Source organism: Sphingobium sp. MI1205 (assembly GCF_001563285.1).
Lineage (GTDB): Bacteria > Pseudomonadota > Alphaproteobacteria > Sphingomonadales > Sphingomonadaceae > Sphingobium.
This window is the reverse complement of the sequence record NZ_CP005188.1, coordinates 113,027-139,446: the sequence shown is the minus strand read 5'-3', so window position 1 is coordinate 139,446 and position 26,420 is coordinate 113,027. Positions and strand designations below refer to the sequence as shown.

General features: G+C 64.7%; 25 protein-coding genes. 15 read left to right on the top strand and 10 right to left on the bottom strand.

The genetic code is table 11. The features are described 5' to 3' along the window. The first annotated feature begins 64 nt into the window (after positions 1-64). From K663_RS00720 to K663_RS00680, 9 genes are all read left to right on the top strand, one after another. Positions 65-1,351, top strand: coding sequence for an RsmB/NOP family class I SAM-dependent RNA methyltransferase (locus K663_RS00720; RefSeq protein ID WP_062112868.1), 1,287 nt, complete (start codon positions 65-67; stop codon positions 1,349-1,351). A 35-nt stretch (positions 1,352-1,386) separates the two neighbouring features. Further along, positions 1,387-1,872 carry a hypothetical protein gene (locus K663_RS00715; RefSeq protein WP_062112865.1) on the top strand — a complete coding sequence of 162 codons (486 nt, stop codon included), beginning with the start codon at positions 1,387-1,389 and terminating at the stop codon, positions 1,870-1,872. 91 nt (positions 1,873-1,963) lie between these two features. Further along, positions 1,964-2,626, top strand: a complete 663-nt coding sequence (rpe, locus tag K663_RS00710; RefSeq protein ID WP_062112863.1) for a ribulose-phosphate 3-epimerase — start codon at positions 1,964-1,966, stop codon at positions 2,624-2,626. Continuing rightward, complete coding sequence (locus K663_RS00705) at positions 2,623-4,392, top strand: heparinase II/III family protein (RefSeq protein WP_062112859.1); 1,770 nt, start codon at positions 2,623-2,625, stop codon at positions 4,390-4,392. Before rpe ends, K663_RS00705 begins: the two co-directional genes overlap by 4 nt. Before the next feature lie 97 nt (positions 4,393-4,489). Continuing rightward, a complete protein-coding gene (gene purH, locus K663_RS00700) occupies positions 4,490-6,079 on the top strand; it encodes a bifunctional phosphoribosylaminoimidazolecarboxamide formyltransferase/IMP cyclohydrolase (protein WP_062112856.1) in 1,590 nt (529 codons plus the stop codon). A gap of 180 nt (positions 6,080-6,259) precedes the next feature. Next, the gene (locus K663_RS00695) at positions 6,260-6,598 is read left to right on the top strand and encodes a UrcA family protein (RefSeq protein WP_062112853.1); all 339 of its coding nucleotides are present in this window, start codon (positions 6,260-6,262) and stop codon (positions 6,596-6,598) included. 127 nt (positions 6,599-6,725) lie between these two features. Further along, the gene (locus K663_RS00690; protein WP_062112850.1) at positions 6,726-8,252 is read left to right on the top strand and encodes an NAD(P)/FAD-dependent oxidoreductase; all 1,527 of its coding nucleotides are present in this window, start codon (positions 6,726-6,728) and stop codon (positions 8,250-8,252) included. Positions 8,253-8,262: 10 nt separating this feature from the next. Continuing rightward, the gene (locus K663_RS00685) at positions 8,263-8,676 is read left to right on the top strand and encodes a GtrA family protein (RefSeq protein ID WP_062112847.1); all 414 of its coding nucleotides are present in this window, start codon (positions 8,263-8,265) and stop codon (positions 8,674-8,676) included. Positions 8,677-8,707: 31 nt separating this feature from the next. Beyond that, positions 8,708-10,486, top strand: coding sequence for a hypothetical protein (locus K663_RS00680; protein ID WP_335339078.1), 1,779 nt, complete (start codon positions 8,708-8,710; stop codon positions 10,484-10,486). On the opposite strand, the gene msrB is transcribed toward K663_RS00680, so the two are convergent. From msrB to K663_RS00665, 3 genes are read right to left on the bottom strand one after another with little or no spacing between them, the layout of a single operon-like run. Further along, a complete protein-coding gene (msrB, locus tag K663_RS00675; protein ID WP_062120093.1) occupies positions 10,467-10,946 on the bottom strand; it encodes a peptide-methionine (R)-S-oxide reductase MsrB in 480 nt (159 codons plus the stop codon). The genes K663_RS00680 and msrB overlap by 20 nt on opposite strands. A gap of 9 nt (positions 10,947-10,955) precedes the next feature. Then, on the bottom strand, positions 10,956-12,152 hold the full coding sequence (locus tag K663_RS00670; RefSeq protein ID WP_062112844.1) for an ABC transporter permease: 1,197 nt from the start codon (positions 12,150-12,152) through the stop codon (positions 10,956-10,958). After that, positions 12,149-13,111: an ABC transporter ATP-binding protein gene (locus K663_RS00665; RefSeq protein WP_062120089.1), complete on the bottom strand. Its 963-nt coding sequence runs from the start codon at positions 13,109-13,111 to the stop codon at positions 12,149-12,151. The genes K663_RS00670 and K663_RS00665 overlap by 4 nt, the downstream gene beginning before the upstream one ends. A 22-nt stretch (positions 13,112-13,133) precedes the next feature. On the opposite strand from K663_RS00665, the gene queG reads away from it, so the two are divergent. Further along, positions 13,134-14,204 carry a tRNA epoxyqueuosine(34) reductase QueG gene (gene queG / locus K663_RS00660; RefSeq protein ID WP_062112840.1) on the top strand — a complete coding sequence of 357 codons (1,071 nt, stop codon included), beginning with the start codon at positions 13,134-13,136 and terminating at the stop codon, positions 14,202-14,204. Here the strand turns inward: queG and K663_RS00655 are convergent. Continuing rightward, the gene (locus tag K663_RS00655) at positions 14,185-14,553 is read right to left on the bottom strand and encodes a hypothetical protein (RefSeq protein ID WP_062112837.1); all 369 of its coding nucleotides are present in this window, start codon (positions 14,551-14,553) and stop codon (positions 14,185-14,187) included. The two genes, queG and K663_RS00655, sit on opposite strands and share 20 nt — an antisense overlap. Continuing rightward, positions 14,550-15,218, bottom strand: a complete 669-nt coding sequence (locus K663_RS00650; RefSeq protein WP_062112834.1) for an EI24 domain-containing protein — start codon at positions 15,216-15,218, stop codon at positions 14,550-14,552. Before K663_RS00650 ends, K663_RS00655 begins: the two co-directional genes overlap by 4 nt. Before the next feature lie 116 nt (positions 15,219-15,334). Here K663_RS00650 and K663_RS00645 point away from each other — a divergent pair, with 116 nt between their 5' ends. Then, on the top strand, positions 15,335-16,336 hold the full coding sequence (locus tag K663_RS00645; protein WP_062112831.1) for an adenosine kinase: 1,002 nt from the start codon (positions 15,335-15,337) through the stop codon (positions 16,334-16,336). A 47-nt stretch (positions 16,337-16,383) separates the two neighbouring features. Here K663_RS00645 and K663_RS00640 read toward each other — a convergent pair whose 3' ends face one another. From K663_RS00640 to tsaD, 3 genes are read right to left on the bottom strand one after another with little or no spacing between them, the layout of a single operon-like run. Next, positions 16,384-17,907, bottom strand: coding sequence for a lipopolysaccharide biosynthesis protein (locus K663_RS00640; RefSeq protein WP_062120085.1), 1,524 nt, complete (start codon positions 17,905-17,907; stop codon positions 16,384-16,386). Positions 17,908-17,956: 49 nt separating this feature from the next. Continuing rightward, positions 17,957-18,928, bottom strand: a complete 972-nt coding sequence (locus K663_RS00635) for an NAD(P)H-dependent glycerol-3-phosphate dehydrogenase (RefSeq protein WP_062112828.1) — start codon at positions 18,926-18,928, stop codon at positions 17,957-17,959. Positions 18,929-18,941: 13 nt separating this feature from the next. Next, positions 18,942-19,976 carry a tRNA (adenosine(37)-N6)-threonylcarbamoyltransferase complex transferase subunit TsaD gene (gene tsaD / locus K663_RS00630; protein WP_062112825.1) on the bottom strand — a complete coding sequence of 345 codons (1,035 nt, stop codon included), beginning with the start codon at positions 19,974-19,976 and terminating at the stop codon, positions 18,942-18,944. A 44-nt stretch (positions 19,977-20,020) separates the two neighbouring features. Between tsaD and hemC the strand changes: the two genes are divergently transcribed. From hemC to K663_RS00610, 4 genes are all read left to right on the top strand, one after another. Then, complete coding sequence (gene hemC, locus K663_RS00625) at positions 20,021-20,959, top strand: hydroxymethylbilane synthase (RefSeq protein WP_062112822.1); 939 nt, start codon at positions 20,021-20,023, stop codon at positions 20,957-20,959. Next, positions 20,956-21,624: a uroporphyrinogen-III synthase gene (locus tag K663_RS00620; protein ID WP_062112818.1), complete on the top strand. Its 669-nt coding sequence runs from the start codon at positions 20,956-20,958 to the stop codon at positions 21,622-21,624. Before hemC ends, K663_RS00620 begins: the two co-directional genes overlap by 4 nt. Positions 21,625-21,633: 9 nt before the next feature. Continuing rightward, on the top strand, positions 21,634-22,521 hold the full coding sequence (locus K663_RS00615; protein WP_062112815.1) for a hypothetical protein: 888 nt from the start codon (positions 21,634-21,636) through the stop codon (positions 22,519-22,521). Between the two features lie 114 nt (positions 22,522-22,635). Continuing rightward, a complete protein-coding gene (locus K663_RS00610; RefSeq protein ID WP_062112812.1) occupies positions 22,636-23,385 on the top strand; it encodes an esterase/lipase family protein in 750 nt (249 codons plus the stop codon). Between the two features lie 35 nt (positions 23,386-23,420). Here the strand turns inward: K663_RS00610 and gltX are convergent, their stop codons facing one another. Both gltX and K663_RS00600 read right to left on the bottom strand, forming a co-directional pair. Continuing rightward, positions 23,421-24,746, bottom strand: a complete 1,326-nt coding sequence (gltX, locus tag K663_RS00605) for a glutamate--tRNA ligase (RefSeq protein WP_062112809.1) — start codon at positions 24,744-24,746, stop codon at positions 23,421-23,423. 1 nt (position 24,747) lies between these two features. Then, positions 24,748-26,409, bottom strand: coding sequence for an NAD+ synthase (locus K663_RS00600; protein WP_062112806.1), 1,662 nt, complete (start codon positions 26,407-26,409; stop codon positions 24,748-24,750). Positions 26,410-26,420: the final 11 nt, after the last annotated feature.

Below are 26,420 nucleotides of genomic sequence, written 5' to 3'. Positions count from 1 at the left end.
TGGAGTCCGGGCCCAAGCCCGATCGGTGGTTACATTTCGGTCAGATATGGCCTAGGCGCGGCTGATGGCCCGCCATTCCAAACCCGAAGACGTCCCCGGCCTTCCCGCGCGCCGGGCTGCGCTGCGCCTGCTCGACGCTGTGCTGCGGCGGGGCGATCCGCTTGAACTGGCGCTGCACGGCGCGGCGCAGGGCCTGCCCCCCGCTGACCGCGCGCTGGTCCATGCGATCGCCGCCGAAACGCTGCGGCACCTGCCCGATCTCGACGCACTGATCGACGGTGCGACGAAGCAGCCGCTGCCTGACGACGCCAAGGCGCGCATGGTCCTTCGCATCGCGCTGATCCAGGTGCTGGCGCTCGGCACCGCGCCCCATGCCGCGATCGCCACTGCGCTGCCGCTGGTCGATGGCGGTCCGCGCAAGCTGGTTCACGGGGTTTTCGGCACCGTCACCCGCGCCGAGCCGGTCCTGCCCGATCCGCCTGCCCTGCCCGACACCGTCGCCGCGCGCTGGGCGGCACAATGGGGCGAGGCCATGCCGAAAGCCGCCGCGCATGCCTATGCCGTGCGTCCACCCGTCGATCTCAGCCTGCGCGACGCGAGCGAGACGCAATCATGGGCGGAAAAGCTGGGCGGCGAAAGCTTCGCGCCAGGCCATGTCCGCCTGCCCGGCCAGACCGTCATCACCGAACTACCCGGTTTTGCCGAGGGCGCCTGGTGGGTTCAGGATCTCGCCGCGTCCTGCCCGGCGCGGCTGCTGGGCGCAGGCGAAGGCCGCACCGTGCTCGACCTGTGCGCCGCACCAGGGGGCAAGACGATGCAGCTTGCCGCCGCCGGATGGCAGGTGACGGCGGTCGATCAGTCGAAGAAACGGCTGGAGCGGCTGAGCGACAATCTGACGCGGACCGGTCTTCCCGCCGCCATCGTTGCGGCCGACCTGCGACAATGGGAGCCCCCCGCTCCCGTCGATGCCATTCTGCTCGATGCGCCGTGCACCGCCACCGGCATCTACCGCCGCCATCCAGACGTGCTGCATCGCATCGGCCCGCGCCAGATCGACGAGCTTGCGGCGCTGCAGGCCGAATTGCTGGGGCGCGTTGCCGGATGGCTGAAACCGGGCGGCACTCTGGTCTACGCCACATGTTCGCTGGAACAGGCGGAAGGTGAAGATCAGGTGCGCGCCTTTTTGGAGGAGCATGCCGACTTCGCTCTCCAACCCGCACAGCAGGCCGAACTGCCCGACCGCATAGCGCCATGCGCGGAAGGCTGGCTGCGGACGCTACCGGACACGCTGGCGGACAAAGGCGGCGCAGATGGCTTTTTCATCGCACGGCTTGCCCGCGCGCCGGGATAATCCTAGACTTTGGCCAGTCGCCAGAAAGGTTTCGCGTGCGCCCGATCGAGCCTCTTCCCCTGCATCACAGCTGGCCGCTGAGCGATCTGTATCGGCATCTGGCTTCCGTAACGCTGGACGAGCGCACGGCGCGCGATGACGAAGCGCTGGCGGAGCGCGGCCTTGGGCTGTGGTATTGCGACCTTGGCGATGATAGCCTGTCGTGGACCAGTGGCGTCTATGACCTGTTCGGGATCGACCGGGACATGATCGTGCCGCGGCAACTGGCCGTTTCGCTTTATGCGCCGGATTCACGCGAGGCGATGGAGCGACTGCGCGCCTATGCCATCCGTCATCGCCGCGGATTTACGCTGGATGTCGATATCCGGCCGCTTGACGGCGGCGAATGCACCATGCGCCTGATCGCCGCGCCGATTCTGAAGGGCGCGCGGGTTGTCGCGCTTCATGGGGCCAAGCAGTTCCTGCCACGCGGATCGCTGGCGTCGCGCGGGCTGGACCCGACCATATTCACCCTGCCCTGACGGCGCGAGCGCCCCGGCCCAAAAATCCCTGTGGATAAGGTTCAAATGGAGCGTTGCCCTAGCCCCGAGGCGCGGCTAGAGCCGACTGTTGATGACCAGTCCGATCCTTATCTCGCCCTCCATCCTGTCCGCCGACTTCGCCCGCCTGGGCGAGGAGGTTCGCGCCATCGACGAGGCCGGCTGCGACTGGATCCATATCGATGTGATGGACGGCCATTTCGTCCCCAACATCACCATCGGACCAGCCGTGGTGAAGGCGTTGCGCCCACACAGCAAGAAGCCGTTCGACGTCCACCTGATGATTTCGCCGGTGGATCAGTATCTCGATGCCTTCGCGCAGGCGGGCGCCGATATCCTGACCGTCCACCCCGAGGCTGGACCGCACATCCATCGTTCGATCCAGTATATCAAGTCGCTGGGCGTGCAGGCGGGCGTGGTGCTGAACCCCGGCACCCCGGCCAAGATGCTCGATTATCTGATCGATGATGTCGACCTGATACTGGTGATGAGCGTCAATCCGGGTTTCGGCGGGCAGAGCTTCATTGAAAACCAGCTGCGCAAGATCGAGGCCATTCGCAAGATGATCGACAAGAGCGGGCGCGACATTCGCCTGCAGGTTGATGGCGGCATCGACTTCAACACCGCCCCCCGCGCGATCGAAGCGGGCGCGGACGTGCTGGTCGCGGGCACGGCCACATTCCGCGGCGGCCCTGCGGCCTATGCGGACAATATCAGGAAGCTCAAGGGCGGGTGAGCGACAGGAGGCGCATCCCTCGCCCCTCGATCCCCGATTCGGCCGGATCAGAACCCGCCGACGATGAAATCGAGCAGGGCAAGCGGCTCATCCGCGTGGCGGATGACAAGGGCCTGTCGCTGGCGGAACGGATCGCCAACCGCTTTTACCTGATGAGCTGGAAGACGCCGATCCATGGGCGGCGGCTCAAGGGCAAATATCCGCTGAAGCTGCTGGCCGTGCCGGATGATGAGATCCCCGGCGATCCCAAGGCCGGGCAGGCGATCCGGGCCGGTTACTTCCTCTTTCGCGGGCTGAAACAGCCGGTCGGGACGCTGAGTTTCGAGCGGATGACGATGATCCCCGCCTTCGCGGATTACCTGCATAGCTTCGCCTGGCTACGGGATCTGGCTTGCGCGGCGACGCGCGAGCAAGGGGCGCCGATCGCCGAGGCGGTGCTGCGCAAATGGCTGGAGGTGCATTCCGACACGCCGAGCGAGCCTGCCTGGCGGGCCGACAATGCGGGCTGGCGGCTGCTCTTCTGGTCGGCCCACGCGCCCTTCATCCTGTCTTCGAGCGATCTCGTCTATCGATCGCTGGTGCTCAACTGCATCGCGCGCACCGCACGCCACCTTGATCGCGGGGCGGACAAGGCGCCGCTTGGCCTGCCGCGCCTGGTCGCATGGGGCGGGATCGTTGCAGCGTCGATGCTGTTGCCGGGCGGCGCTGCACGCAAGATTTTCGGCGAAGCTGGCCTGAAGCGCGCGATCGAGAACGCGGTTCATGGCGATGGCGGCATCGTGTCGCGATCGCCGCTGGACCAGCTGGACGCCATCATGCTGCTCGCCATGGTGCGCGCGGTTTATGATGTGCGCCGCGAACAGGTGCCCCCTTTCATCACGGAAGCGCTGGGCCGGATGGTTCCGGCGTTGCTGGGGCTTTCGCACGGCGATGGCGGGCTTGGCAGCTGGCAGGGTGCTGGCGCCATTGATCCCGCCACCATCGAAGCGGTCGTCCGCGCCAGCCGGGTCCGCGCTCGCCCGCTACGGCAAGCGAGCGACTGGGGCTATCAGCGGCTGGTCGCCGGATCGACCATCGTTCAGGTCGATGCCGCCCCCCCGCCTGTGGCGAGGCTGGCTGATGCCGGATGCGCCTCCACCACCGCGATCGAGATCAGCGACGGGCCGCAGCGGCTGATCGTCAATTGCGGCGGCGCAGCGCTGAGCGGCGCATGGATGCCCGACGGACTGGCGCAGGCGCTGCGTACTACCGCAGCGCACAGCACATTGGTGCTGGACGACAGCAACTCCACGGCCCTGCTGCCGGACGGCACATTGGGACGGGGCGTGACCGAGGTTGAGCTGCACCGGCAGGAGCAGGAAAGCGGCAGCCGCATAGAAATCAGCCATGACGGCTATGTCCGGCGCTTGGGCTATGTCCACCGCCGACTGTTGCTGGTCAGCGGCGATGGCAAGGAAATCCGGGGCGAGGACATGCTGACGCCTGCGTCACGCCGCCGCAAGCCGGTCAAGCTACCCGCGCAGCTGCGTTTCCACCTGGCGCCCGGCGTCGAGCCTACCGCCACCGCCGACGGCATGGGCGCGCTGCTGCGCATCGAGATGGGCGCGATATGGCAGTTCCGCGCCAATATGGGGAAGCTGGCGATCGAGGAAAGCCTTTGGGTGGATAGCGAAGGGCGGCCCCATGAAAGCCGACAGCTCGTCATCTCCGCGGAGGCGTTGCCCGGCGGTTCGACGGTCGGTTGGCTGTTCAAGCGGATGGGATAGCCCCCAACCGTCGACTGCCCGCCCATTCCTATCGCTTGCCGCATCCGCCCAGCAGGATTAAGGGCGCGGCAAGCCATCGCAGCACACAGGACCATCCATGACCGACGTCTCCATCAAGCGCGCCCTTCTTTCCGTGTCGGACAAATCCGGCCTTATCGAACTGGGGCAGGCGCTGGGCCGGCATGGCGTCGAGCTGGTATCGACCGGCGGGACTGCCAAGGCGCTGCGGGAAGCGGGTCTGGAGGTCAAGGATATTTCCGACCTCACCGGATTTCCCGAGATGATGGACGGCCGCGTCAAGACACTTCACCCGAAGGTTCATGGCGGGCTGCTGGCCGTGCGGGATAATCCAGAGCATGTCGCTTCCATGCAGGAGCATGCGATCGGCGCGATCGACCTTGTCGTCGTCAACCTCTATCCCTTCGCCGCGACGGTCGCCAAGGGCGCGGAGCGCGAGGAGATCATCGAGAATATCGATATCGGCGGGCCGTCCATGGTCCGTTCGGCCGCAAAAAATCATGAAAGCGTCGCGATCGTCACCGACCCGGCCGACTATGCCCGCCTGATCGCGGAAATGGCGGAAAAGGGCGGCGCGACCAGCTATGATTTCCGCCGCATGCTGGCGGCCAAGGCCTATGCCGCCACCGCCGCCTATGATTCGATGATCGCCAGCTGGTTCGCCTTCGCCGATCAGGGCGTGCAGTTCCCGGAAAGCCTGTCGGTTTCCAGCAAGCTGGGATCGACACTGCGCTACGGCGAGAATCCGCACCAGTCGGCGGCGCTCTACTTGCCCGTTGGCCCTTCTGCCAACGGCATCGCACAGGCGCGTCAGGTGCAGGGCAAGGAACTGAGCTACAACAACTACAACGATGCCGACGCCGCGCTGGAGCTGGTCAGCGAATTCCGCGACGGCCCGCCGACCGTGGTGATCGTGAAGCACGCCAATCCCTGCGGTGTGGCGACCGGCGACACGCTGATCGAAGCCTATGAAGCCGCGCTTGCATGCGACAGCGTGTCGGCGTTCGGCGGCATCATCGCGGTCAACCGCCCGCTGGACGGGCCGACCGCCGACGCCATCAGCGGCATCTTCACCGAAGTCGTCGCCGCGCCCGACGCCGATGACGCGGCCAAGGCGATCTTTGCCAAAAAGAAGAACCTGCGCCTGCTGCTGACCGGCGATCTGCCTGACCCGGCCCGCGACGGTTTGCAGATCAAGAGCATTGCGGGCGGCTTGCTGGTGCAGGGCCGCGACAATGGCCGCGTGACGGGCGATCAGTTGAAGGTGGTGACCAAGCGTGCGCCGAGCGACCAGGAATTGACCGACTGCCTGTTCGCCTGGACCGTCGCCAAGCATGTGAAATCCAATGCCATCGTCTATGCCAAGGGCGGCAGCACTGCCGGCATCGGCGCGGGGCAGATGAACCGCCTGGAATCCGCGCGCATCGCTGCGTGGAAGGCCAGGGATGCCGCCGAGAAGGCGGGCTGGAGCGAAGCGCGCACCATCGGGTCTGCGGTTGCATCCGACGCCTTCTTCCCCTTCGCCGACGGGCTGCTGGCCGCAGTGGAGGCAGGCGCCACGGCGGTGATCCAGCCGGGCGGTTCCATCCGCGATGAAGAGGTCATCGCCGCGGCGGATGAAGCAGGCCTTGCCATGGTATTCACCGGAATGCGCCACTTCCGCCACTGATCCTGCATTGCGCGTGCGAAGGGAGCATCATTCCTTTCGCAACCGCAAAAATCGCAGTTTTCAGCCACTTTCTGTGGATTGGCATCTTTCCATCTGCCTGCACGCACCCTATTTTCCCGCCTGACCCTATGTCCACGCAGTCGTGGGGCAAGCCTTTAATGTTCGCAGGAGACTTTTAGGATGACCAGAAAGACGATGGTGGCGCTCGCCGCCGCGATGACCTTCGCCCTACCCGCCTCGGCATTGGCGCTCAGCAACGACATGGATGTGATCGTCGATGGCCGTTCGGGCACCGAGACGCGCAGCATCACCGTGTCGGTGGCCGATCTCAACCTGGCCAGCACCCGTGGAGCACGCCTTGCCGATTCGCGCATCAACCGCGCCGCCAAGGAAGTGTGCGGTTGGATGAACGGTTCAATCCAGCAGCCGACCCGCGAATTCCGCAACTGCTACGGCGCTGCGCTCGACGGTGCGCGCGGCGACCTTGACGCACTTGTGCAGGCACAACGCCAGGGCTGATCTGCTTTGGCGCATGCAGGCGGGGCCGCCATTGCACGGCCCCGTCATGCTTACCCCTTCGTTAACCATTCCTTAGATGATTTCCTTCACTCCCGATGGTAGAAGCTAGCCTATCGGGGGGCATTGAATGCCGGATATCGACGAGAATGTGGACGTCGCCATCATCGGCGCAGGTCCGGCGGGGCTGACTGCTGCCTATCTTCTCACGAAGAAGGGCTTTTCGGTCACCGTCATCGAAAAGGATCCCATCTATGTCGGCGGCATCAGCCGCACAGTCGAACTGAACGGCTTCCGCTTCGACATTGGCGGGCACCGGTTCTTTTCCAAATCGAAAGAGGTGGTCGATCTCTGGAACGAGATCCTGCCCGACGATTTCATCCAGCGGCCGCGCATGAGCCGTATCTATTATGAAGGCAAATTCTACAGCTATCCGCTGCGCGCGTTCGAGGCGCTGTGGAACCTGGGCGTGTGGCGTTCGACGCTTTGCATGGCGAGTTTCGCAAAAGCCCGGCTGATGCCCAATCGCAACGTCCGCTCCTTCCAGGATTGGACGGTGAACGCCTTCGGGCACAAGCTATTCTCCATTTTCTTCAAGACCTACACCGAAAAGGTGTGGGGCATGCCCTGCGATGAGATGTCCGCCGACTGGGCCGCCCAGCGGATCAAGGGTCTGTCGCTCTGGGGCGCGGTGAAGGATGGATTGAAACGGTCGCTGGGCCTTAACAAGCGGCCCAATGACGGCATGGAAACGAAGACGCTGCTGGAAAGCTTCCGCTATCCACGCCTAGGCCCCGGCATGATGTGGGAAGCCGCGCGCGATTCGGTGGTGGCAGGCGGCAACAAGGTGCTGATGGCGCACAGCCTGAAGCAGATTGCACGCGACGACACGACCGGCCAGTGGCAGATGGTTGCCCAAGGCCCGGACGGCGACGTGCTGCTGAAGGCCGCGCATGTCATCAGTTCCGCCCCCATGCGCGAACTGGCAGGCCGCATCCATCCCCTGCCCGCGACACTGGGCAGCGCGATGGAGCTAAAATATCGCGACTTCCTGACCGTGGCGCTGATGATCCGGTCCGACGACCTGTTTCCCGACAACTGGATCTACATCCATGATTCAAAGGTGCAGGTCGGCCGCATCCAGAATTTCCGCAGCTGGTCCCCGGAAATGGTGCCCGATCCGTCGCTTGCCTGCGTGGGCCTTGAATATTTCTGCTTCGAAGGCGACGGCCTCTGGTCGGCCAGCGATGATGAATTGATCGCGCTTGCCAAGCGCGAGATGGCCATATTGGGCCTTTGCGATCCCAATGACGTTGTTGGTGGCGCCGTGGTTCGTCAGGAAAAGGCCTATCCCGTCTATGACGACGAATATGCCGCCAATGTGCTGGCGATGCGGAGCGAGTTGGAACAGCTTTATCCCAGCCTGCATCTGGTCGGCCGCAACGGCATGCATCGCTACAATAATCAGGATCATGCAATGATGACGGCGATGCTGACGGTGCGCAACATCGAAGCAGGCCAGCGCCTGTTCGACATATGGGCTGTCAATGAAGACGCCGAATATCATGAGGCGGGCGAAGAGGGCGAGGAAGCCATGGGCCAGAAGGCTGCGCTCGGCAGCCTGCGCCTGGTGCCCAGCCGTCTGAAGGCCGCGTAAAGGCGCGGCGATGGCATCTTTCAGCATCGGCAGTCTGGCTGGCGCGATCACCGCGCGCTTCACTTTCATACGCTACCTGCTGGCAAGCCTGTGTGCCTTGTCGGGCGACATGCTGCTGTTCCTGGCCCTGCTGAGGATGGATGTGCCGCCTGCTGCTGCTGCTGCTGTCGGCTATGTCGGCGGGCTTTTGCTGCACTGGATGATCAGCATACGCTTCGTCTTCACTTCGGCCCGGCGGCCCACGCATGGGCAGCGGCTGGGCTTTGCGGTGAGCGCCGCGGTTGGTCTGGGCATCACTACCGGGCTGGTCAGCGCGCTCGGCGTTGCGGGACTTGCGCCAGCGCTTGCCAAGCTCCTTGCCATTCCGGTGAGCTTCCTGACGGTCTATGCGATCCGGAAATATGGCGTCTTCGCCGTTGCCTGACGCGCGGTCGGGCCTGACACGGGATCTGAGCGTGAAGGTATCACTGCATCCCCGCTGGCTCATTCCGGCGTGGATCCTGTGTTCCGTCATTTTGCTGTGGCTCTCGCGTGGTCAGCTGACCGTGCTTGGATTTCGCGATCCCGACGACGCCATGCGGCTGCAACAGGTGCGCGACTGGATTGGCGGCCAGCCTTTTCTGGACGTCAGCCAGCATCGGGTGAGCCCGCCGACCGGTGGACCCATGCACTGGTCGCGGATCGTCGATATGCCGATAGCGGCCTTGATCCTGCTCCTGCACCCCATGGTGGGCGCGAGCATGGCGGAGGTCATCGCCTGTTCGGTCGTTCCGCTGCTGCTGCTGGGCTGTCTGGTCTGGGTACTTCATGTTGCGAGCGATCGGATCGCGGGCAGGCCGGTGGCCATGATCGCGCCGCTGCTGCTTCTGACCACACCGACCATCCTCGTGCAATACGGCCCTCTGCGCATCGATCATCATGGATGGCAGATCCTGATGGCGACCATCGCGCTCGCGGGTGCGATGGATCCGCGTCCGGCGCGTGGAGGTGTCGTTGCTGGCGCGGCCATCGCGATCTGGTTGCAGATTTCGAGCGAAGGGCTGCCCTATGCGGCATTGTTCGCGGCGGCGTTGGCGCTCCGGCAATGGCTGGATCGGCGTGAAACGGCGCGGTTCGTCGCCTATGCCGCCACCCTGGGCGGTGCGGCATTTCTCTTGCTGGCGCTGCTGCGTGGTTTCGGCCCATTGATGCAGGCGCAGTGCGACGCGCTTTCGGCAGCCTATGTCTGGCCGCTGCTGGCCTTTGCAGTGGCGACGCCCATCGCTTTTCATTTCACCCCCGCCTCTTCGGCCAGGGGACGTTTTCTGGCGGCGGGCCTGAGCGGAGGCGCGGCAGCAGCGCTGTTCGTCGTGACGGGCCGCGCCTGCCTGACCGGCGATCCGTTTCAGGCGCTGGGGCCGGTCGCCTACAAGCTCTGGTATCTTCATGTGATGGAGGGGCGGCCGATATGGGAGCAGGGCCGGTCGATGGCGGGCCTGATCCTCATCCCCCCCGTCGCGGGACTGGCCGGTTCGATACTCGCCGCGCGCAACGCCGCCATGGCGCAGGTTCGCGATCGCTGGCTCATGGTGGCGCTGCTGCTGACGGGCGCAACCATCGTTGCCCTGTTGGTGATGCGGGCGATGTCGGTCGCGCATGTTTTCGCCCTGCCGGGGATCGGCTGGCTGATCCTGCAGCTTTTCCGGCGCGCGCAGCAGCAATCGGCGACCGTGGTGCGCGTGTTCGCCTCATCGGCTGTCGCCCTGCTTACCCCGGCGGCTTTATGCGCGATCTGGATCGCGGCGATGGCAGCGCTGGACAAAGGTAAAGACGAAACGCCGACCGTCGCCAACGACTGCCGGACGCCAGAGGCGCTCACATCGCTGCGTCAACTGCCGCCGTCGACGCTTTTTGCCCCACTGGACATAGGGCCGGACATATTGGTCCGCACCCGGCACAAGGTGATCGGCACGGCCCATCATCGCAATGCCGCCGGGATCACCGCCGTGGTCGAAGGCTTCACTGCCCCGCCAGCACAGGCGCGCACGATCCTGACCGCGCTGAACGGGGGTAAAGGCCCCGATTATCTGATCGCCTGCGCCGGCCTTAATGAATTCCGGCATTATTCAAAGGAGCATGAGGGCAGTCTGGCCGCCATGCTGGATCGCGGGAAGCAGCCCGAATGGCTGAAACCGGTCGCCCTACGCGGCGCGAAATCCCTGCGCGTTTATCAGGTCAGGTTGCAGCAAAACTGAGCGCCGCGCCGTTCATGCAATAGCGCTTGCCAGTCGGCCGAGGGCCATCGTCGAACACATGGCCGAGATGACCGCCACAGCGGGCGCAATGCACCTCCGTCCTGGGATAGCCCAGGGCAAAGTCGCGCGACGTTCCAACGGCGCGTGGCAGAGGCGCCCAGAAGCTGGGCCATCCGGTGCCGCTATCGAATTTTGTCTTTGATGCGAACAGAGGATGCGCACAGCCCGCGCATTGGAAAGTGCCTGCGCGATGTTCCTTGTTCAGCGGACTGGTAAAGGGCCGTTCCGTCGCATGTTTCCGCAGCACCTGATAGGCGAGTGGGCTGAGCCGACTGCGCCACTGGGCGTCGGTGAGGGCGACAGGATAGGCAGCCTCGGCATCTTCCACGCCCAGCCGCCAGAAGGCCAGCGCCGCCACACCGCAAATGGCGCCGTTCAGAAGAAGATGCCGCCGGGTCATCATGACAGCTTATTTTACTACGGCTGAGCGCCGCCTGAACAGCCTGCGGAGACTGGGCTGCCCGGACTTCAGCACATGACGACGAAACAGCCATACGCCGAGGCGGATGATGACCGCGACCCAGATCCCCTGCCAGCCGATCGCGAGCAGGTGCGGCCAGATCGCCGCGTCCTGCGCCGCCCGCGCGATCATGGCGAAGGGCGAGGAGAAGGGAAAGATGATCGCAGCCACTTCGGGCGCGGACCCCATATGATCGACGGCATAGGTCGCGAAGAAAAATATGCCCATCTGCGCCATGGTGACGGGCATGTTGAGCGTCTGCACTTCGCGCACCGTCGCTGCCTGTGCCCCAATGCCCAGGAACAGGGACCCGAGCAGCGCATAGGCCATGGTGAAATAGACCGCGCCCAGCAAAAGAAACATTGGCCAGCCAACCGCAGGGGTCGGCGGCGCGATATCCGGCCCGGCCAGCAGCTCGACGCCCGCGACGATCGCGCTTCCCCAGAAACAGATGCCGACGAAGCTCATCGCCAACATGGCCAGCAGCTTGCCCAGAAATACGGAGTCGATCGGCACCGCAGCGGCCAGGATTTCGATGACCTTGTTGGTCTTTTCTTCCACCAGGTTCGACAGGACCATCCCCGCCAACAGCATGGTGAGGAGGAAAATCAGTATTTGCGCCGCTCGGCCGGTCAGCAGGCGCGACTGCGCCTCCGCCCCCGCGCTGGCGGAGACAAGTTGTTTTTCAACCTGCACATGGGGGAGTTTCTCGCCAGCGACGGCGGCGCTCGCAAGCAGGCTGACATCACCCTCCAGCATGGCGAGATCGCTCGCCTTGCCGGTCAGTATCGGCTTTTCCACGCTGCCAGAGACGATCGCCATGAACCGTGCGTCGCGGCGCGCCAGCAATGCGCGCGGATCGCCCGTCGGCGTGCGCTGGAGATTCGGGAGATTTTCCGCGCCGATGCGGGTAGCAAGCGCGCGATGCGCCCGCTCCATCCGGGCGGCGTCCGGCGCGGACATGGACATGCCGACCGTGGGGCGCAGGCCTTCCCGCGTGATTTTTTCCCCCAGGCCGCCGAACGCCATGCCGATGACGACGGGAAACAGCGGCCCCAACAAGAAGAGGATGAAAGTCTTTGAAAAGATGACGGCGGAAAAATCCCGCCGGGCAATGACCAGGGCGGCGCGCAGAACCTCGCTCATGCAGCGCCCTCCCCTTCCACATCCTGCATCTGCCGGGCGGCGGCATCGCCTGCGATGGCGACGAAGGCGTCGTGCAATCCGGGCCGCTCGATCGACAGGCTTTCAATACCTGCATGGCCATCCAGCAAGGCGCGAAGCAGCGGTTCTATGCCTTCATCAGGCAGGTCGAAATGCCAAGCTCCATCGGCGGCCAATGTTTCGGGCGGCAGAGCGCGACGCCACCCTCCATCGCTCGCCCGCGTGCGCAGCCTGACCTTCGGACGCAACTGATCGCGCGCCTCGCTTACCGATCCTTCGAAACGGATACGGCCGCCCGCGACGATGGCGATGCGCTCGCACAGGCGTTCGGCATGCGCGATGACATGGGTGGAAAACAGGACGGTGACGCCCCGCCGCGCCTGATCGCGGATCAACAGTTCCAGCTTGCCCTGATTGATGGCGTCCAGGCCCGAAAATGGTTCGTCCAATACGATCAAACGGGGTTCATGGATGATCGTCCCGAACAATTGCACCGTTTGCGCCATGCCCTTCGACAGCTGGCGGATCGGTTTATCGACGGACGCGCCCATGCCATGCTCGATCAGCATCGTCCGGGCGCGTTCCCGCCCGATTTTCAGCGGCAGGCCGCGCAGTGCGCCCATGAATGCGATGGCTTCGGCCGCTTTCATCGAGGGATAAAGGCCACGCTCCTCGGGCAGATAGCCGACGATGCGCGCCTGGCGCAGCGGAACGTCGTCGCCCAGCAAGCTGCGATGCCCCTCATCAGGGTCGATGATGCCGAGCAGCGTGCGGAGCAAGGTGGTCTTGCCCGCGCCATTGGGGCCCAGAATGCCATAGATCGACCCGGCAGGCACCGCGAGATCGATACCATCGACCGCCCGGAAATTGCCGAATGTCTTGACAAGACCATGGCCTTCGACGGCATAGGTCGGGGAAGGAGCCGGAGCATTACCGATCATCCGCTCCTGATAGTCGCACACCATGCCAACGCAAACCGAAACCTTGGAACAACGCCTGAAGGAGCAGGCGCAGCGGCTGGGCTTTGCCGCCTGCGCCATCGCGCGCGCCGACGCGGCGCCAGAGGCGGGACAAAGGCTGCGGCAGTGGCTGGACAAAGGCCGCCATGGGGAAATGCTGTGGATGGAGGAGCGGGCCGAACAGCGCGCTTCGCCCAAGGGCCTGTGGCCCGATGTGCGCAGCGTCATCATGCTGGGAATGAGCTATGCGCCCGGCCGCGATCCGCTGGCGCTGGCCGATGTGGGCGACCGGGGGCGGATTTCGGTTTATGCCCAGGGGCGCGACTATCATGACGTCGTCAAGAAAGGCCTGAAGAGCCTGGCGCGCTGGCTGGTGGAGCAGCAGCAAAGCGCGCTCAAGGTTTTCGTCGATACAGCGCCGGTGATGGAAAAGCCGCTTGCCGCGGCGGCGGGTTTGGGGTGGCAGGGCAAGCATAGCAACCTTGTCAGCCGCGCTCATGGCAGTTGGCTGTTTCTGGGGGCCATCTACAGCGAGATCGCGCTGGAGCCGGACGCGCCGGAAGTGGACCATTGCGGCAGTTGCGCCGCTTGCCAGGCGGCCTGCCCCACCGATGCCTTTCCCGCGCCCTATGTGGTCGATGCGCGACGGTGCATTTCCTACCTCACCATCGAGCATAAGGGACCGATACCGGAGGAGTTCCGGGTCGGAATCGGCAACCGCATCTATGGTTGCGACGACTGCCTGGCGGTATGCCCCTGGAACAAGTTTGCCGATGCGGCAGCAGCCAACAAGGCTTTCATCGGGCGGGCGGAGCTGGCTGCGCCGGAACTGGGCGACCTGCTCGCAATGGATGATGCGGGCTTTCGAGAGATTTTCTCGGGCTCTCCGATCAAGCGGATCGGGCGGAACCGGATGGTGCGCAACGCGGCCATCGCCGCCGGGAATAGTGGTAGCCCGAGGCTGATCGCGCGGTTGCAGCCGTTGCTGGCCGACGACGACCCGGTTGTAGCGGAAGCAGCGGCCTGGGCGATCGGGCGGTTGTCGGAACCGGGTGCTATTTCGCGTGGAAATTAGCGGCGCAGGCGCCGGGATCCAGATCCGTCCCAGCAGGCGTGCGGGCATCGACATGGGTGACGACCGGTTCCTTGCCCCGGCCAGGAGCATATAGATAGGCGTCCAGCACGCAGCGGCCGTTAGCGAACTGAAGCTTGCGCATCGTGCTTTCGCGGATGTCGAGGCGCGGCGTACCGAACTGCTGGATAAGACGCCGGGCGTCCATTCCCATGAGCGGGCCCGAGCGCATGAAGGCGCTGGCAGGCGGACCGGCGGGCGGGCGGCCGACCGACGCGGGCGGCACGACCGAACCACAGGCTGCGAGCGATCCTGAGAGCGCGAGTGCGAAGATCAGGCGGACAGAGTTCATCGCGACTTGCTTTTGGCGCCGTGTAGCATGTGCACCGCCATAGCCGCGCTCCAGATCGGTGCAAGCAGGTTGATGAACGGTACCAGGAACAGAAGCGTCGAGGCGAGGCCCATGAGCCACCGGCGGAGGGGAGCTATCGGCGGCAACCCGGCGTGGCGCGGCTCCACCATGTCGGCAAGATCGCGGCCAAAGAGATAGGCATTGAGCGCCAGGAACAGCCCGACGGTGCCGACGCCGGTCACGAACAAGAGCAGATAGGCTGGCAGGGCGAGCAGGTTCCAGCCAAGCGTGCGGACGACCGATGCAAGCGCAAGCCGCGCGCTGGGTCTCAGGCCCAGGGAATGCGCGGTTGCCGCTGCGTCGGGATAGCTGGCCCTTTCAACCGCGACGATGATGTCGTCGGCAAACAGGTTCATGGCCGCCATGGCGATGGCGCGAAAGAGCAGCCAGGCGAACGCAACCACGCCGATAACCGTGGCCGCCGCTTCTGCGAAACCGCCTCCGCCCCAGCCGAAATAAACGCGAACGCCATGCACGGCCGTCCAGAGGCCAAGCCCCGCCATGGCGAAAATCAGCAGCGTCAGCAGCAATGTCTTACCCAACAGGCGCAGGGCGGCGGGATGGAAGATCGCTGGAAAGGCGCGAAGGGCGGCTGTGATCACCATGGAGGTTGCTATCCCGCGCCCGGATGGCCGCGTCAATCAGCGCCGTTGCGCGGGACGATGCGGATCGGTAGACACGGCGCGATTTCCTGACCTTTTCTTCAATCGAAGGATATTGCGTGACCGCTGCTGCCCCCTCGCTAGATGTTGTCGCGATCGGCAACGCCATCGTCGATGTACTCGCGCCGAGCGATGATGCGTTTCTGGCCGAACATGCGCTGACCAAGGGCGGCATGCAGTTGATCGACGCCGAGACCGCCGAAAGCCTCTATGCCGACATGGCCGCTGGCAAGGAGGTCAGCGGGGGATCGGCAGCCAACACGCTTGCCGGGCTGGCTGCCCTGGGCAAGCGTTGTGGCTTTATCGGCCAGGTGTGCGACGATCAGCTGGGCCAGGTATTCGCCCATGATGTGCGGGCGCTGGGCATTCGATATGATACGCCAGCGGCGAAGGGGGACATACCGACCGCGCGCTGCCTGATCCTGGTGACGCCCGACGCGCAGCGGACGATGAACACATTCCTTGGTGCGTCGCAGTTCCTTCCCGAATCCGCGCTGGATCTGGACCTGATCCGGTCAGCGGCCATCCTTTATCTGGAAGGCTATCTATGGGATCCAGAACAGCCGCGCGCGGCGATGCGCGCCGCTATCGACGCGGCACGCGGGGCTGGCCGCAAAGTCGCCTTCACCCTGTCGGATGGGTTCGTGATCGAGCGGCACCGGGCCGATTTCCTCGAGCTGATCGAACAGGGGCAGATCGACATCCTCTTTTCCAATGAGCATGAGATCCAGGCGCTGGCGCAGGTCGATAATTTTGATCGGGCGGTGGCGACCTTCACGGGCAAAGTGCCGGTGCTGGTATCGACGCGCAGCGAAAAGGGCGCGATCGCGGTGGTGGATGGCCTTCGCTATGAAGTGACCGCAGCCCCGGTCTCGCAGATCGTCGATACGACCGGTGCGGGCGACCTGTTCGCCGCCGGGTTCCTGGCCGGACATCTCGAAGGGCTGGACGTGCATCACTGTCTGGAACTGGGGGCAGTCGCAGCCGCCGAGGTGATTTCGCATTGGGGCGCACGGCCTGAGCAGGATCTCCAGGCGCTCCGGGCGAAATTGTTCGGCTGATCCATTGCGTTCGCTCGTCCTGGGCGAAGTCGCGGCAACGACTTTGTTCAGGCGGCTGCCTTCTGCCGCCTGAATAGGGCGCGGTCTTCCGGGCCGAAGCCCCAGCGCCAGATGACGAAGCCATAGACGCCAAGGATCGTGGCGACGCCGAAGACCAGTTCGACCCATTCATATTCGCGCGGCAAGGCGACGAAGGCCGCTCCAACGATACAGGCAACGCCACAAGCGCTGAGCAGCGGCCAGCGCCAGGCATTCACCTTCGCGCCCAGCAGATGCGAAAGAAGCCGCGCCTTGACCAGCGCGCCCGCGCCCAGCGCGATGCTGAGCGCCAGCGCGGGGGCCGCCGCAATCGCCATTGGCGACAGGCCGAAGCGCCGCGCCAGCAGGATGAGCCCGAAACTGAGCGCCGCCTGCAGACCGATCATGCACAGCGAGATCATGAGATTGCGATGGCGTGCGATGTAGACCAGCGCGGATTCGCTGACGACCGCCGTGGCGGCGACGACTTCGGCCAGCAACAGGAAGGCGAGTGCGCCGGTGCCGCCCACGAAATGCGGGCCGACCAAGCCCATGACCGCTTCGCCGGGGATGCCGAGCGCGAGGGCGATGCCCGCTTGCGCGGCGATGATCCAAAAGCCGACCTGGCTGACCTGCTTAGCAATCGCCGTCAGATTGCCTTCCGCCAGGTTGCGCGTGATGACAGGGCCAAGGATAGGGTCAAAGCTGGTCTTGAGCTTTTGCGGCAGGGAGGCGACCTGCTGCGCGACATAATAGATGCCCACAACCGCCGGGCTGACGAACAGGCCCAGAATAGCGAGGTCCAACCGGCGCGACCCCCATTCAACGCCATCGGCTGCGGCGAGCGGCAGGTTGCGGCGGGCAAGACGCCAGAGCCTGCCGCCGTCGGGCCGCCAGCCATAGGGTATGCCATAGTGGCGGGTCATCGGAATGATCGAGGCAATGAGGGCCGCGACCATCGACAGGACATAGGACAAGATGAGCCCGTCCCGTGTCGAATAAAATGAAAAGGCAAAGGCGCCGATGCTGATCGCCCAGGGCTCTATGATCGACCGCGCACGGACCGTCGCGCCGATGTCGAAACGGTAGGCGCAGGCAGCCAGCGCCACATCGGACCCAGCCACCGCGATGACGATCAGCGCGAGCAGTCGATCAAGGCCGTTGATGCCGCTGTTGGGAAACATCGCCTGCGGAAAAGCGACCAGCAGGACGCTGCCGAAAAGCGCGGCTATCATGGTGACCAGCATCGCGTCGGTGACGACATGATTGTGCGGACGTTCGGTCTGCGACAGCGCGCCCGCAAGGCCGCGCTTCAGCCCTAATGTCGCCAGTTGTGCAACGAACTCCACCACCAGCACGGCGTAGGCGAAGCGGCCCAGCGCGTCCGCCCCATACCAGCGGCCGGCGATGAACAGGAACGGCAGTCGCGCGGCAAGGCGCAGGAGGAAACCAAACACATTGGTCCGACCGCCCTTGGCCAGGGCTGCAATATCGTCCTGTTGCGAGGAGGAAGCCTGCTCAGCCGGCAAAATATTTGGGTCCCCCTGTCGCATCATCTTTCGTGCCGAATGGTAAACAATAAAGGATGCAAGGGCGACGGAATTATTCCGGCCGTAACGGGCGGGCGAGCAGAGCGTCGATGACCTGACCAAGCGGCGCTGCATCTTCGAGCAGGGCGCAGACCGCTTCGACCACTGGCATTTCAACCATGGCGGCGCGCGCCGCGTCACGCAGGACCGGTGCGGTGAAAGCGCCTTCGGCCACGGTGCGGCGGTTGGCGAGCAGTTCGGCGGCCGGACGCCCCTCCCCCAGCCCCTTGCCGAGCGAGAAGTTGCGAGAATTGGTCGAGGAGCAGGTAAGAACGAGGTCGCCAAGGCCCGAAAGCCCCGACAGCGTTTCAGCGCGCGCTCCCCGCGCAAGACCAAAGCGCGTCATTTCGGCAAAGCCCCGGCTGATGAGCGAGGCGCGGGCGTTGAGGCCAAGGCCTGCGCCCTCCGCGACACCGCAGGCAATCGCCAGGACATTCTTCACCGCGCCGCCAATTTCCGCGCCGACCACATCGTCGGACAGATAGGGGCGGAAGGCAGGCCGGGCGATGCGCGCGGCGATCTGGCGTCCAAGGTCAGCGTCTGCGCAGGCCAGGGTGATGGCAGTCGGCAAGCCCCTGGCCACTTCATGCGCGAAAGTTGGGCCTGAAAGGACCGCGATGGGGGATTTTGGCTGGGCCTGCTGCGCCACTTCCGACATCAGCAGGCTTGTCCCGGCCTCGATCCCCTTTGAGCACAGGATGAGCGGAAGGCCCGAGGGGAGACCCGCCACGACAGCCCGCAGATGCTGGGCGGGGCTGACGATCAGCAGCAGGTCGCGATCTGCCATTTCCGCCATGTCGCCGGTGGCGCGGACCGCAGGGCTTAGCGGGATGCCGGGAAGATAGAGCGGGTTGAGGCGATCGCGATTGATCGCGTCCACCACTTCGGGTTCGAGCGCCCACAGGAGGACATCGTCGCCCTGTGACGAAAGGGTTTGCGCCAGCGCGGTTCCCCATGCGCCAGCTCCGATAACGCCCGCCTTCATGCCTTTACACTCTTCATGCCTTGACCCCGGCGCCGCGCGCCTTTTCCGCGTCCGGATCGAGCGGCCAGCGCGGCCGGGCCGGGACAGTCAGATCGTCCACCAATCCCGCCGCATATCGCTCCGCCCCCGCCCAGGCGATCATGGCCGCATTGTCGGTGCAAAGCCAGAGCGGCGGCGCTACGAAGGGCAGGTCATATTTCGCGGCCAGCGACTGAAGCGCGGCTCGGATGGACTGGTTCGCGGCCACGCCGCCAGCGACGACCAGCGCCGTCACTCCCTGATGGCTGGATAGCTGCTTTTCCGTGCGGTCGACCAGGCAGTCGATGACGGCCTGCTGGAAGCTGGCGGCGATATCTTCGGTCGAATATTGGCCGGACTGCGCCGCACGCATGACGGCACTCTTGAGCCCCGCGAAGGAAAAATGGGGTTCCGCTGTGCCCACCAGAGGCCGGGGCAAAGGCACCGCCTTTGCATTCCCCTTCGCCGCCGCCTGTTCCACCGCCGGTCCACCGGGATAGCCAAGGCCGAGCAGCTTCGCCGTCTTGTCAAACGCCTCACCGGAGGCGTCGTCGATGGTGGTGGCGAGGCGGGCGTAGTCGCCGGGGCCACGAACGTGCAGCAGCTGGCAATGGCCGCCGGAAACCAGCAGCAGCAGATAAGGAAATTGCAGCGTTGGATCAGCCAGGCGCGGCGACAGCGCATGTCCTTCAAGATGATTGACGGCAATTAGCGGCTTGTTGGCGGCATGGGCCAAGGCCTTGCCCGTGACCAAGCCGACCATCACGCCGCCGATCAGCCCCGGACCCGCCGTGGCAGCAATGACATCGACCTGATCCAGCGTCAGATTGGCGTCGGCCAGCGCCGCTTCGACCAAGGGAGCAAGCGCCTCCACATGGGCGCGGGCGGCGATTTCGGGAACGACCCCGCCATAGGGGCGATGTGCTTCCTCCTGCGTGGCCAGGCGGTGCGCAAGTATTTTGCCCTCCGCCGTCACGAGCGCCGCTGCGGTTTCGTCGCAGCTCGATTCCAGGCCGAGGATGATCGTCATTGTTGCTTCCATCTAATGCCCACGGCCATTAGAGCAAGCGGCATATGACAACGCCTTCTTCCCTGCCTGATCGTCCGCTCCGCCTCGGTACGCGGGGTTCACCCCTTGCCCTTGCCCAGGCGCGCATGACGGCAGAGGCGCTGTGCGCCCGCCACGGCTGGGACGGGGATGCGATCCAGACGGTGATCGTCCAGACCAGCGGCGACCGCATCCAGGACCGCGCGCTTGCCGAGATCGGGGGCAAGGCGCTGTGGACGAAAGAGCTGGATCGCGCATTGCTGGCTGGCGAGATCGACTTCGCCGTCCATAGCATGAAGGATGTGGAAACCATCAGGCCGCATGAAATCCGGATAGCGGCGATGTTGCCGCGAGCGGATGTGCGGGACCGGCTGGTGGGCGCGGACAGCTTCGCCGCTCTGCCAGCCAATCCAGTGGTGGGATCAAGTTCGCCGCGCCGCGCCGCGCAGGTCAAGCGGTTGCGCCCCGACGCTCAGGTGGTGCTGTTCAGAGGCAATGTCGCGACCCGGCTGGCCAAGCTGGCGGCGGGGGAAGTCCATGCCACCTTGCTGGCGGCGGCGGGACTGGACCGGCTCGGTCAGGGCGACGTGGGGACCGGCATACCGTTCGACGTCATGCTGCCGGCACCCTCGCAAGGCGCTGTGGGGATCGAGGCGCTGGCCGACAATGCACCGATTCTGGCGATGCTGGCGGCAATCAATGACATCGACACGTTCGATTGCGTGATGGCGGAGCGGGCTGTGCTCAAGGGATTAGGGGGCACCTGCCATTCGCCGATTGCGGCGTGGGGGCGGCTGGAGGGTGGGAAAATCCGCCTGTCGGCCGAGATATTGAGTGCCGATGGACAGGAGCGGGTTAGCGACATCTGCGAGATTGCGCGCGGCGATACCAGCGCGGCCGAAACGATGGGGCGTGCGTTGCTGGATGGCGCCAGTGCGGAGCTGCGCGCCCTGTTCGAGGGGTGAGGCCAGTCATCATCCTGAGACCCGAGCCGGGGGCGAGCGAAAGCGCGGCGCGTGCAAGGCGGCTGGGCCTGCTTCCCCGCCTCTGTCCTCTGTTCGAGGCGCATCCGATCGACTGGGAAGCACCCCTGCGCGAGGACTTCGACGCGCTGTTGATGACCAGCGCACAGGCAGCGAGGCTGGGAGGCGCGCAACTCGCCCGCTATCACGGCCTGCCTGCCTATGCGGTGGGAAGCGCCACGGCGCGGGCGATGGCGGAAGCGGGTTTTCAAAACATCGTGCATGGCGATCTGGATGGCAGCGCCATTGCTACCCGGATCGCGGCGGACGGACACCGCCGCCTGCTGCATCTGGGCGGCACGACCGTAACGCCGATCGCGCAAGGCCCCCTCAGCATTCAGCGGGTGCCGGTATACACGATCGGCGAAAAGGCGGAGGCTGGGTTGCATGCGCTTCTCGAACCTGGCGCGGTGCTGCTGGTCCATTCGCCACGGGCCGGGCGCAGGCTGGCCGCCCTCATCGATCCGCTACAGCGGCGAGACCTGCACATCATCGCCATCAGCCCGGCTGCGCTCGCAGCCTGCGGGCAGGGATGGGCGAGCGACAAAGCGCCCGACCGGCCCGATGATGAGAGGATGCTGGCCCTCGCCGTCCGATTGTGCGAATGATCCGCCAAGATGGAAGAAAAGTCTCCGATGAGCGAAGAAGGCGGCGCGACAGGCGTCACGGCAATGCCGCCTGCATCCCCCCGTGGACGAAGCCCATGGCTGATGCCCGCCCTGCTCCTGCTCGCTTTTGCTATCGGTGTCGTGCTGACGGTATTGGCGGTGCCCTATGTGCAGGGACGGTGGAGCCGCGATGCGCGGCAGTCCGTTGTAACGGCCGATCCTTATTTGCGGCCTGGCGTCGCCATGAGGCCGTTGGCTACCGACACGGCCAAGATGCTGGATGACCGCGTAGTTCAGCTGGAGCAAAGGCTTAACCGCATCACCGTGGAAGCGCAGGCAGCGTCTGGCAATGCCGCACGGGCGGAAAGCCTGCTGGTGGCGTTCGCCGCGCGCCGCGCGCTCGATAGCGGCGCGCCGCTCGGCTATGTCGAGGGGCAATTGCGGCTGCGTTTTGGCCAGGCACAGCCGCGTGCGGTCGCAACGATCATCAATGCGGCAAGGGAACCCGTGACGCTGGCCGACCTGCGGGGCGGACTTGCCAACATCGCCGACCAGTTGACGACCCCCGGGCCGCAGACAAGCTGGTGGGAGGCATTTGAACATGAAGCGCGCGAGCTACTGACGATTCGCCGCGCATCGACGCCTTCACCCAGACCGCAGCTGGCGATGGATCGCGCGCTCCGATACATCGATGGAGGCCGGGTGAGCGCAGCGCTGACCGAAGTCGAGCAAATGCCGGGGCGCGCAGCCGCGGACCGATGGATGCAATATGCCCGCCGCTATCTGGAGGCGCGCCGCGCGCTTGACCTTATCGAGACGGCCGCGATCCTGGAACCGCGTCAGTTGCGCGCTGTCGATGGTGCGGCTGTAAGCCAGACGTCCCCACTGGCGCCCTGAAAACTGTCATAATCGACCAATGGTTGGCTCAGATGAGCGAAACCATTGGACGCGTTGAGCATTTGTCATGAGAATGTCATCTTTCGCCCATCGGGCCAGGGAGACTTATTTCTCGTGCCGCCATATGCCGATTCGATCACCAGCTTCTGGAAAGGACGCCTAGCCGCCGGGCCACGCGCGCCTGAACTGCCGCCGGTGAAGCATTTGTTGGCCAATGCCTCCATGCCCTTCGACCTGGCGCGCAGCCGGGCGCAGGCCGTTTCGCTGGCGAGAGCGATTCGGGGTGATGGCCGGCAAGTTCTTCTGATCCCCGGTCTTCTGGCGTCGGAACAGCGGATGGAGCCTTTGCGCGCTATATTGCAGGCGGCGGGCTTTGAAGCGCATGGTTGGGGAATGGGCCGCAATCTGGGGCCTCGTGCCGACAGCCTTGAAAAGATCGACCGGCGCGTGGATGAAATCCGGCGCGGCAGCGGCAAGCCAGTGACCTTGGTCGGTTGGAGCCTGGGCGGCCTGTTCGCGAGAGAATATGCCAAAATCGCGAGCAACAAGGTCGGTGGCGTCGTCACCATGGGGACGCCCTTTTCCGGTGATGTGCGCGCCAATCATGCGTGGCGGCTCTATCAGTTGGTAGCGGGCCATCCGGTCGATTGCCCACCCTTCGCCTGCAACCGCGAAATGAAGCCGCCAGTGCCGACTATCGCGCTTTGGTCACGCCGCGACGGCGTCATCCTGCCCGCATGCGCCATGGGACGCGCAGGAGAGCGCGACCGGGCGATAGAAGTCGATTGCACCCATATGGGCTTTGCCGTTGCGCCGGAAGGCATATTGGCCGTGGGCAAAGCGCTGGAGCGGCTGCGGGACTGACTATCCGGCCATACCCGCGATGGTTTCATCCCCGGTCAGGCGAGGCGCTCAAGCGCTTCCTCCCTGCCGATCAGGGGCAGCAGCTGGCTCATGTCGGGGCCATGATCCAATCCCGTGAGCGCGCGCCTTAGCGGAAGGAAGAGTTGCTTGCCCTTGCGCCCTGTCTGATCCTTCAGGCCGCCGGTCAGCGTGCGCCAGATATCCGCGTCGAAGGAAAGGTCCAGCAGCATTTCATGTGCGGCGGCAAGGAAGGCGCGATCTTCCTGCTCGGGTTCGGGCGCTTCGATCGGCCCGGTAACGATGCGCCACCAGTCGGCCGCTTGCGCAACCGTTTCCAGATTCGGGCGGATCGCTTCCCACCCGGCCTCGTCCATTCCCTCAGGAAGGCGGCCGGTTACGGCACGATAGGGCAGCATATGGACGATCTTCTGGTTCAGCGCTGCAAGCTCTGCTTCATCGAAGCGGGCGGGCGCGCGTCCGAAATGCGCAAAATCGAAACTGTCGATCAGCGGTTGCAGCTCGGTGACGGGTTCGATCGGCATCGATGTGCCCAGGCGAGCGAGAAGCGCTATAAGCGCGATGGGTTCAAGACCAGCCTCCCGGAAATGGGCCACGCCCAGCGAACCCAATCGCTTGGACAGCTTTCCTTCGCTGCCGGTCAGCAGGGCCTCATGGGCGAAGTGAGGCAGGGGCGCACCGAGGGCAGCGAACATCTGGATCTGCGTCGCGGTGTTGGACACATGGTCCTCGCCCCGCAGCACATGGGTGACCGCCATGTCTATATCGTCGATCACCGAAGGAAGCATATAGAGCCAGCTGCCATCGGCGCGGCGGATCACCGGATCGGACAGCAGCTTGGGATCGAAACGCTGATCGCCGCGAATGAGATCGGTCCAGGCGATGGGCTGGCCATGGTCGAGCTTGAAACGCCAATGGGGCTTGCGGCCTTCGGCTTCATAAGCAGCGATCTGGTCCGGCGTCAGGGACAGCGCAGCACGGTCATAGACCGGCGGCAGGCCACGACCGAGCAGCACCTTGCGGCGCAGATCCAGTTCCTGGCTGGTTTCATAGGCCGGGTAGACACGGCCCGATGCTTTGAGGCGCTCAAACTTCTCTTCGTAAAGGGCGAAGCGGTCGGACTGCTTCTCCTCACCGTCCCAGTGCAAGCCAAGCCAGCCAAGGTCGGCCTTGATCGCGTCGGCATATTCGGGACGCGACCGTTCAAGGTCCGTGTCATCGAGCCGCAGAAGAAATCGGCCGCCGCTTTTTCTTGCCCACAGCCAGTTATGGAGCGCGGCGCGGATATTGCCGACGTGCAGATTGCCGGTAGGCGACGGAGCAAAGCGGGTGATGACGGTCATTTTACAGCGTTCTGAAAGCGTTGGTGATCGGGTAACGGCGGTCGCGACCGAAATTGCGGATGCCGAGCTTCACGCCGGGAGGCGACTGGCGGCGTTTATACTCCGCGACATAGAGCAGACGCTCGATCCGGGCGACGGTGTCGCGGTCGAAGCCGCGGGCAACGAGTTGCTCGACGGAAAGCTCTTCCTCCACCAGGCCGTACAGGATTGGGTCCAGCACCTCATAGGGGGGCAGGCTGTCCTCATCCTTCTGATCATCGCGCAGTTCCGCGCTGGGCGGCTTTGTGATGACACGATCGGGCATCACTGGCCCTGTCGGCCCGAACGCCTCGCCCAGCGAGGGGACATTTTCGTTCCGCCAGCGGCTGAGGTCGAAGACGGTCGTCTTGTAGGCGTCCTTCAGCACGGAATAGCCGCCCGCCATGTCGCCATAGATGGTGGCATAGCCAACCGACATCTCGCTCTTGTTGCCGGTCGTCAGCAGCATGTGGCCGAATTTGTTGGAAAGGCCCATCAGCGTGACACCCCGGATGCGGGACTGGAGATTTTCCTCGGTCAGGTCGCGCTGCCGCCCTTCAAAGGCTGGACCGAGCATTGCGTCGAAGGCGGCGACGGCAGGCTCGATCGGGATGGTGTCATAGCGCACGCCCAGCAGCCGGGCGCATTCGACGGCGTCGTCCAGGCTTTCCTGGCTGGTGAAGCGGGATGGCATCATGACGCACCAGACGCGATCCGCGCCCAGCGCATCGACGGCGACCGCCGCCGAAAGGGCCGAATCGATACCGCCCGACAGGCCGAGCACCACCCCGGGAAAGCCATTGCGGTTCACATAATCGCGCAGACCCAGCACCATGGCGTTGTAGATGTCGGCCGGACGAGCGTCGAGCGCGTGCTGGTCACCGGGGATGCAGACCCATTGGCCGTCCCACTTTTCCCATTGGGTGAGGACGAGTGCTTCCTCCCAATCGGGCAGCTGGTGGGCGATGCTGCGGTCTGCGCCCATGACGAAGGAAGCGCCGTCGAATACCAGTTCGTCCTGGCCGCCGACGCGGTTCAGATATACGAGCGGCAGGCCGGTTTCACGTACGCGGGTGCCAGCGACTGCATTGATCCGGCGGTCGTCCTTGTCGATTTCAAACGGGCTGCCATTGGGGCTGATGAGGATTTCCGCGCCTTCGGCCCGCAGATGAGCGGTGACGAAGGGGAACCAAATATCTTCGCAGATGGGGACGCCGATCTTCACGCCCCGGAATTCGATCGGCGCGGGAAGCGGGCCGGGCGCGAAGAGACGCTTTTCGTCGAACGTCCCATAATTGGGCAGTTCGCGCTTCTGCCGGATGGCCGTTACTGCGCCGTTGTCCAGCAGGGCGACGACGTTGAACAGGACACCCTGCGACGCGACGACCGTGCCGACCAGCATCGCGGGGCCGCCGTCCGCCGTGGCCTGGGCGAGCCGGTCCAGCTCGTAATTGGCGCGGTCGACCAGAGCGGGCTTCAGCACCAGATCCTCGGGCGGATAGCCGATCAGTTGCAATTCGGGATAGACGATAAGGTCCGCGCCCGCAGCCCTGCTCCGCCATTCCAGCATCGCATCGGCATTGGCGGCAAGGTCGCCCACCGATTGCGTCATCTGGGCAAGGGCGATCACAAGTTTGTCGTTCATGGGCAGGCGCC

What these genes read in the sequence shown, in the direction of transcription:
- K663_RS00720 (WP_062112868.1), top strand. Translation starts at nt 65, where the DNA reads ATGGCCCGCCATTCCAAACCCGAAGACGTCCCCGGCCTTCCCGCGCGC.
- rpe (WP_062112863.1), top strand. Translation starts at nt 1,964, where the DNA reads ATGACCAGTCCGATCCTTATCTCGCCCTCCATCCTGTCCGCCGACTTC.
- purH (WP_062112856.1), top strand. Translation starts at nt 4,490, where the DNA reads ATGACCGACGTCTCCATCAAGCGCGCCCTTCTTTCCGTGTCGGACAAA.
- K663_RS00695 (WP_062112853.1), top strand. Translation starts at nt 6,260, where the DNA reads ATGACCAGAAAGACGATGGTGGCGCTCGCCGCCGCGATGACCTTCGCC.
- K663_RS00690 (WP_062112850.1), top strand. Translation starts at nt 6,726, where the DNA reads ATGCCGGATATCGACGAGAATGTGGACGTCGCCATCATCGGCGCAGGT.
- K663_RS00685 (WP_062112847.1), top strand. Translation starts at nt 8,263, where the DNA reads ATGGCATCTTTCAGCATCGGCAGTCTGGCTGGCGCGATCACCGCGCGC.
- msrB (WP_062120093.1), bottom strand. Translation starts at nt 10,946, where the DNA reads ATGACCCGGCGGCATCTTCTTCTGAACGGCGCCATTTGCGGTGTGGCG.
- K663_RS00670 (WP_062112844.1), bottom strand. Translation starts at nt 12,152, where the DNA reads ATGAGCGAGGTTCTGCGCGCCGCCCTGGTCATTGCCCGGCGGGATTTT.
- K663_RS00665 (WP_062120089.1), bottom strand. Translation starts at nt 13,111, where the DNA reads ATGATCGGTAATGCTCCGGCTCCTTCCCCGACCTATGCCGTCGAAGGC.
- queG (WP_062112840.1), top strand. Translation starts at nt 13,134, where the DNA reads ATGCCAACGCAAACCGAAACCTTGGAACAACGCCTGAAGGAGCAGGCG.
- K663_RS00655 (WP_062112837.1), bottom strand. Translation starts at nt 14,553, where the DNA reads ATGAACTCTGTCCGCCTGATCTTCGCACTCGCGCTCTCAGGATCGCTC.
- K663_RS00650 (WP_062112834.1), bottom strand. Translation starts at nt 15,218, where the DNA reads ATGGTGATCACAGCCGCCCTTCGCGCCTTTCCAGCGATCTTCCATCCC.
- K663_RS00640 (WP_062120085.1), bottom strand. Translation starts at nt 17,907, where the DNA reads ATGCGACAGGGGGACCCAAATATTTTGCCGGCTGAGCAGGCTTCCTCC.
- K663_RS00635 (WP_062112828.1), bottom strand. Translation starts at nt 18,928, where the DNA reads ATGAAGGCGGGCGTTATCGGAGCTGGCGCATGGGGAACCGCGCTGGCG.
- tsaD (WP_062112825.1), bottom strand. Translation starts at nt 19,976, where the DNA reads ATGACGATCATCCTCGGCCTGGAATCGAGCTGCGACGAAACCGCAGCG.
- hemC (WP_062112822.1), top strand. Translation starts at nt 20,021, where the DNA reads ATGACAACGCCTTCTTCCCTGCCTGATCGTCCGCTCCGCCTCGGTACG.
- K663_RS00615 (WP_062112815.1), top strand. Translation starts at nt 21,634, where the DNA reads ATGGAAGAAAAGTCTCCGATGAGCGAAGAAGGCGGCGCGACAGGCGTC.
- gltX (WP_062112809.1), bottom strand. Translation starts at nt 24,746, where the DNA reads ATGACCGTCATCACCCGCTTTGCTCCGTCGCCTACCGGCAATCTGCAC.
- K663_RS00600 (WP_062112806.1), bottom strand. Translation starts at nt 26,409, where the DNA reads ATGAACGACAAACTTGTGATCGCCCTTGCCCAGATGACGCAATCGGTG.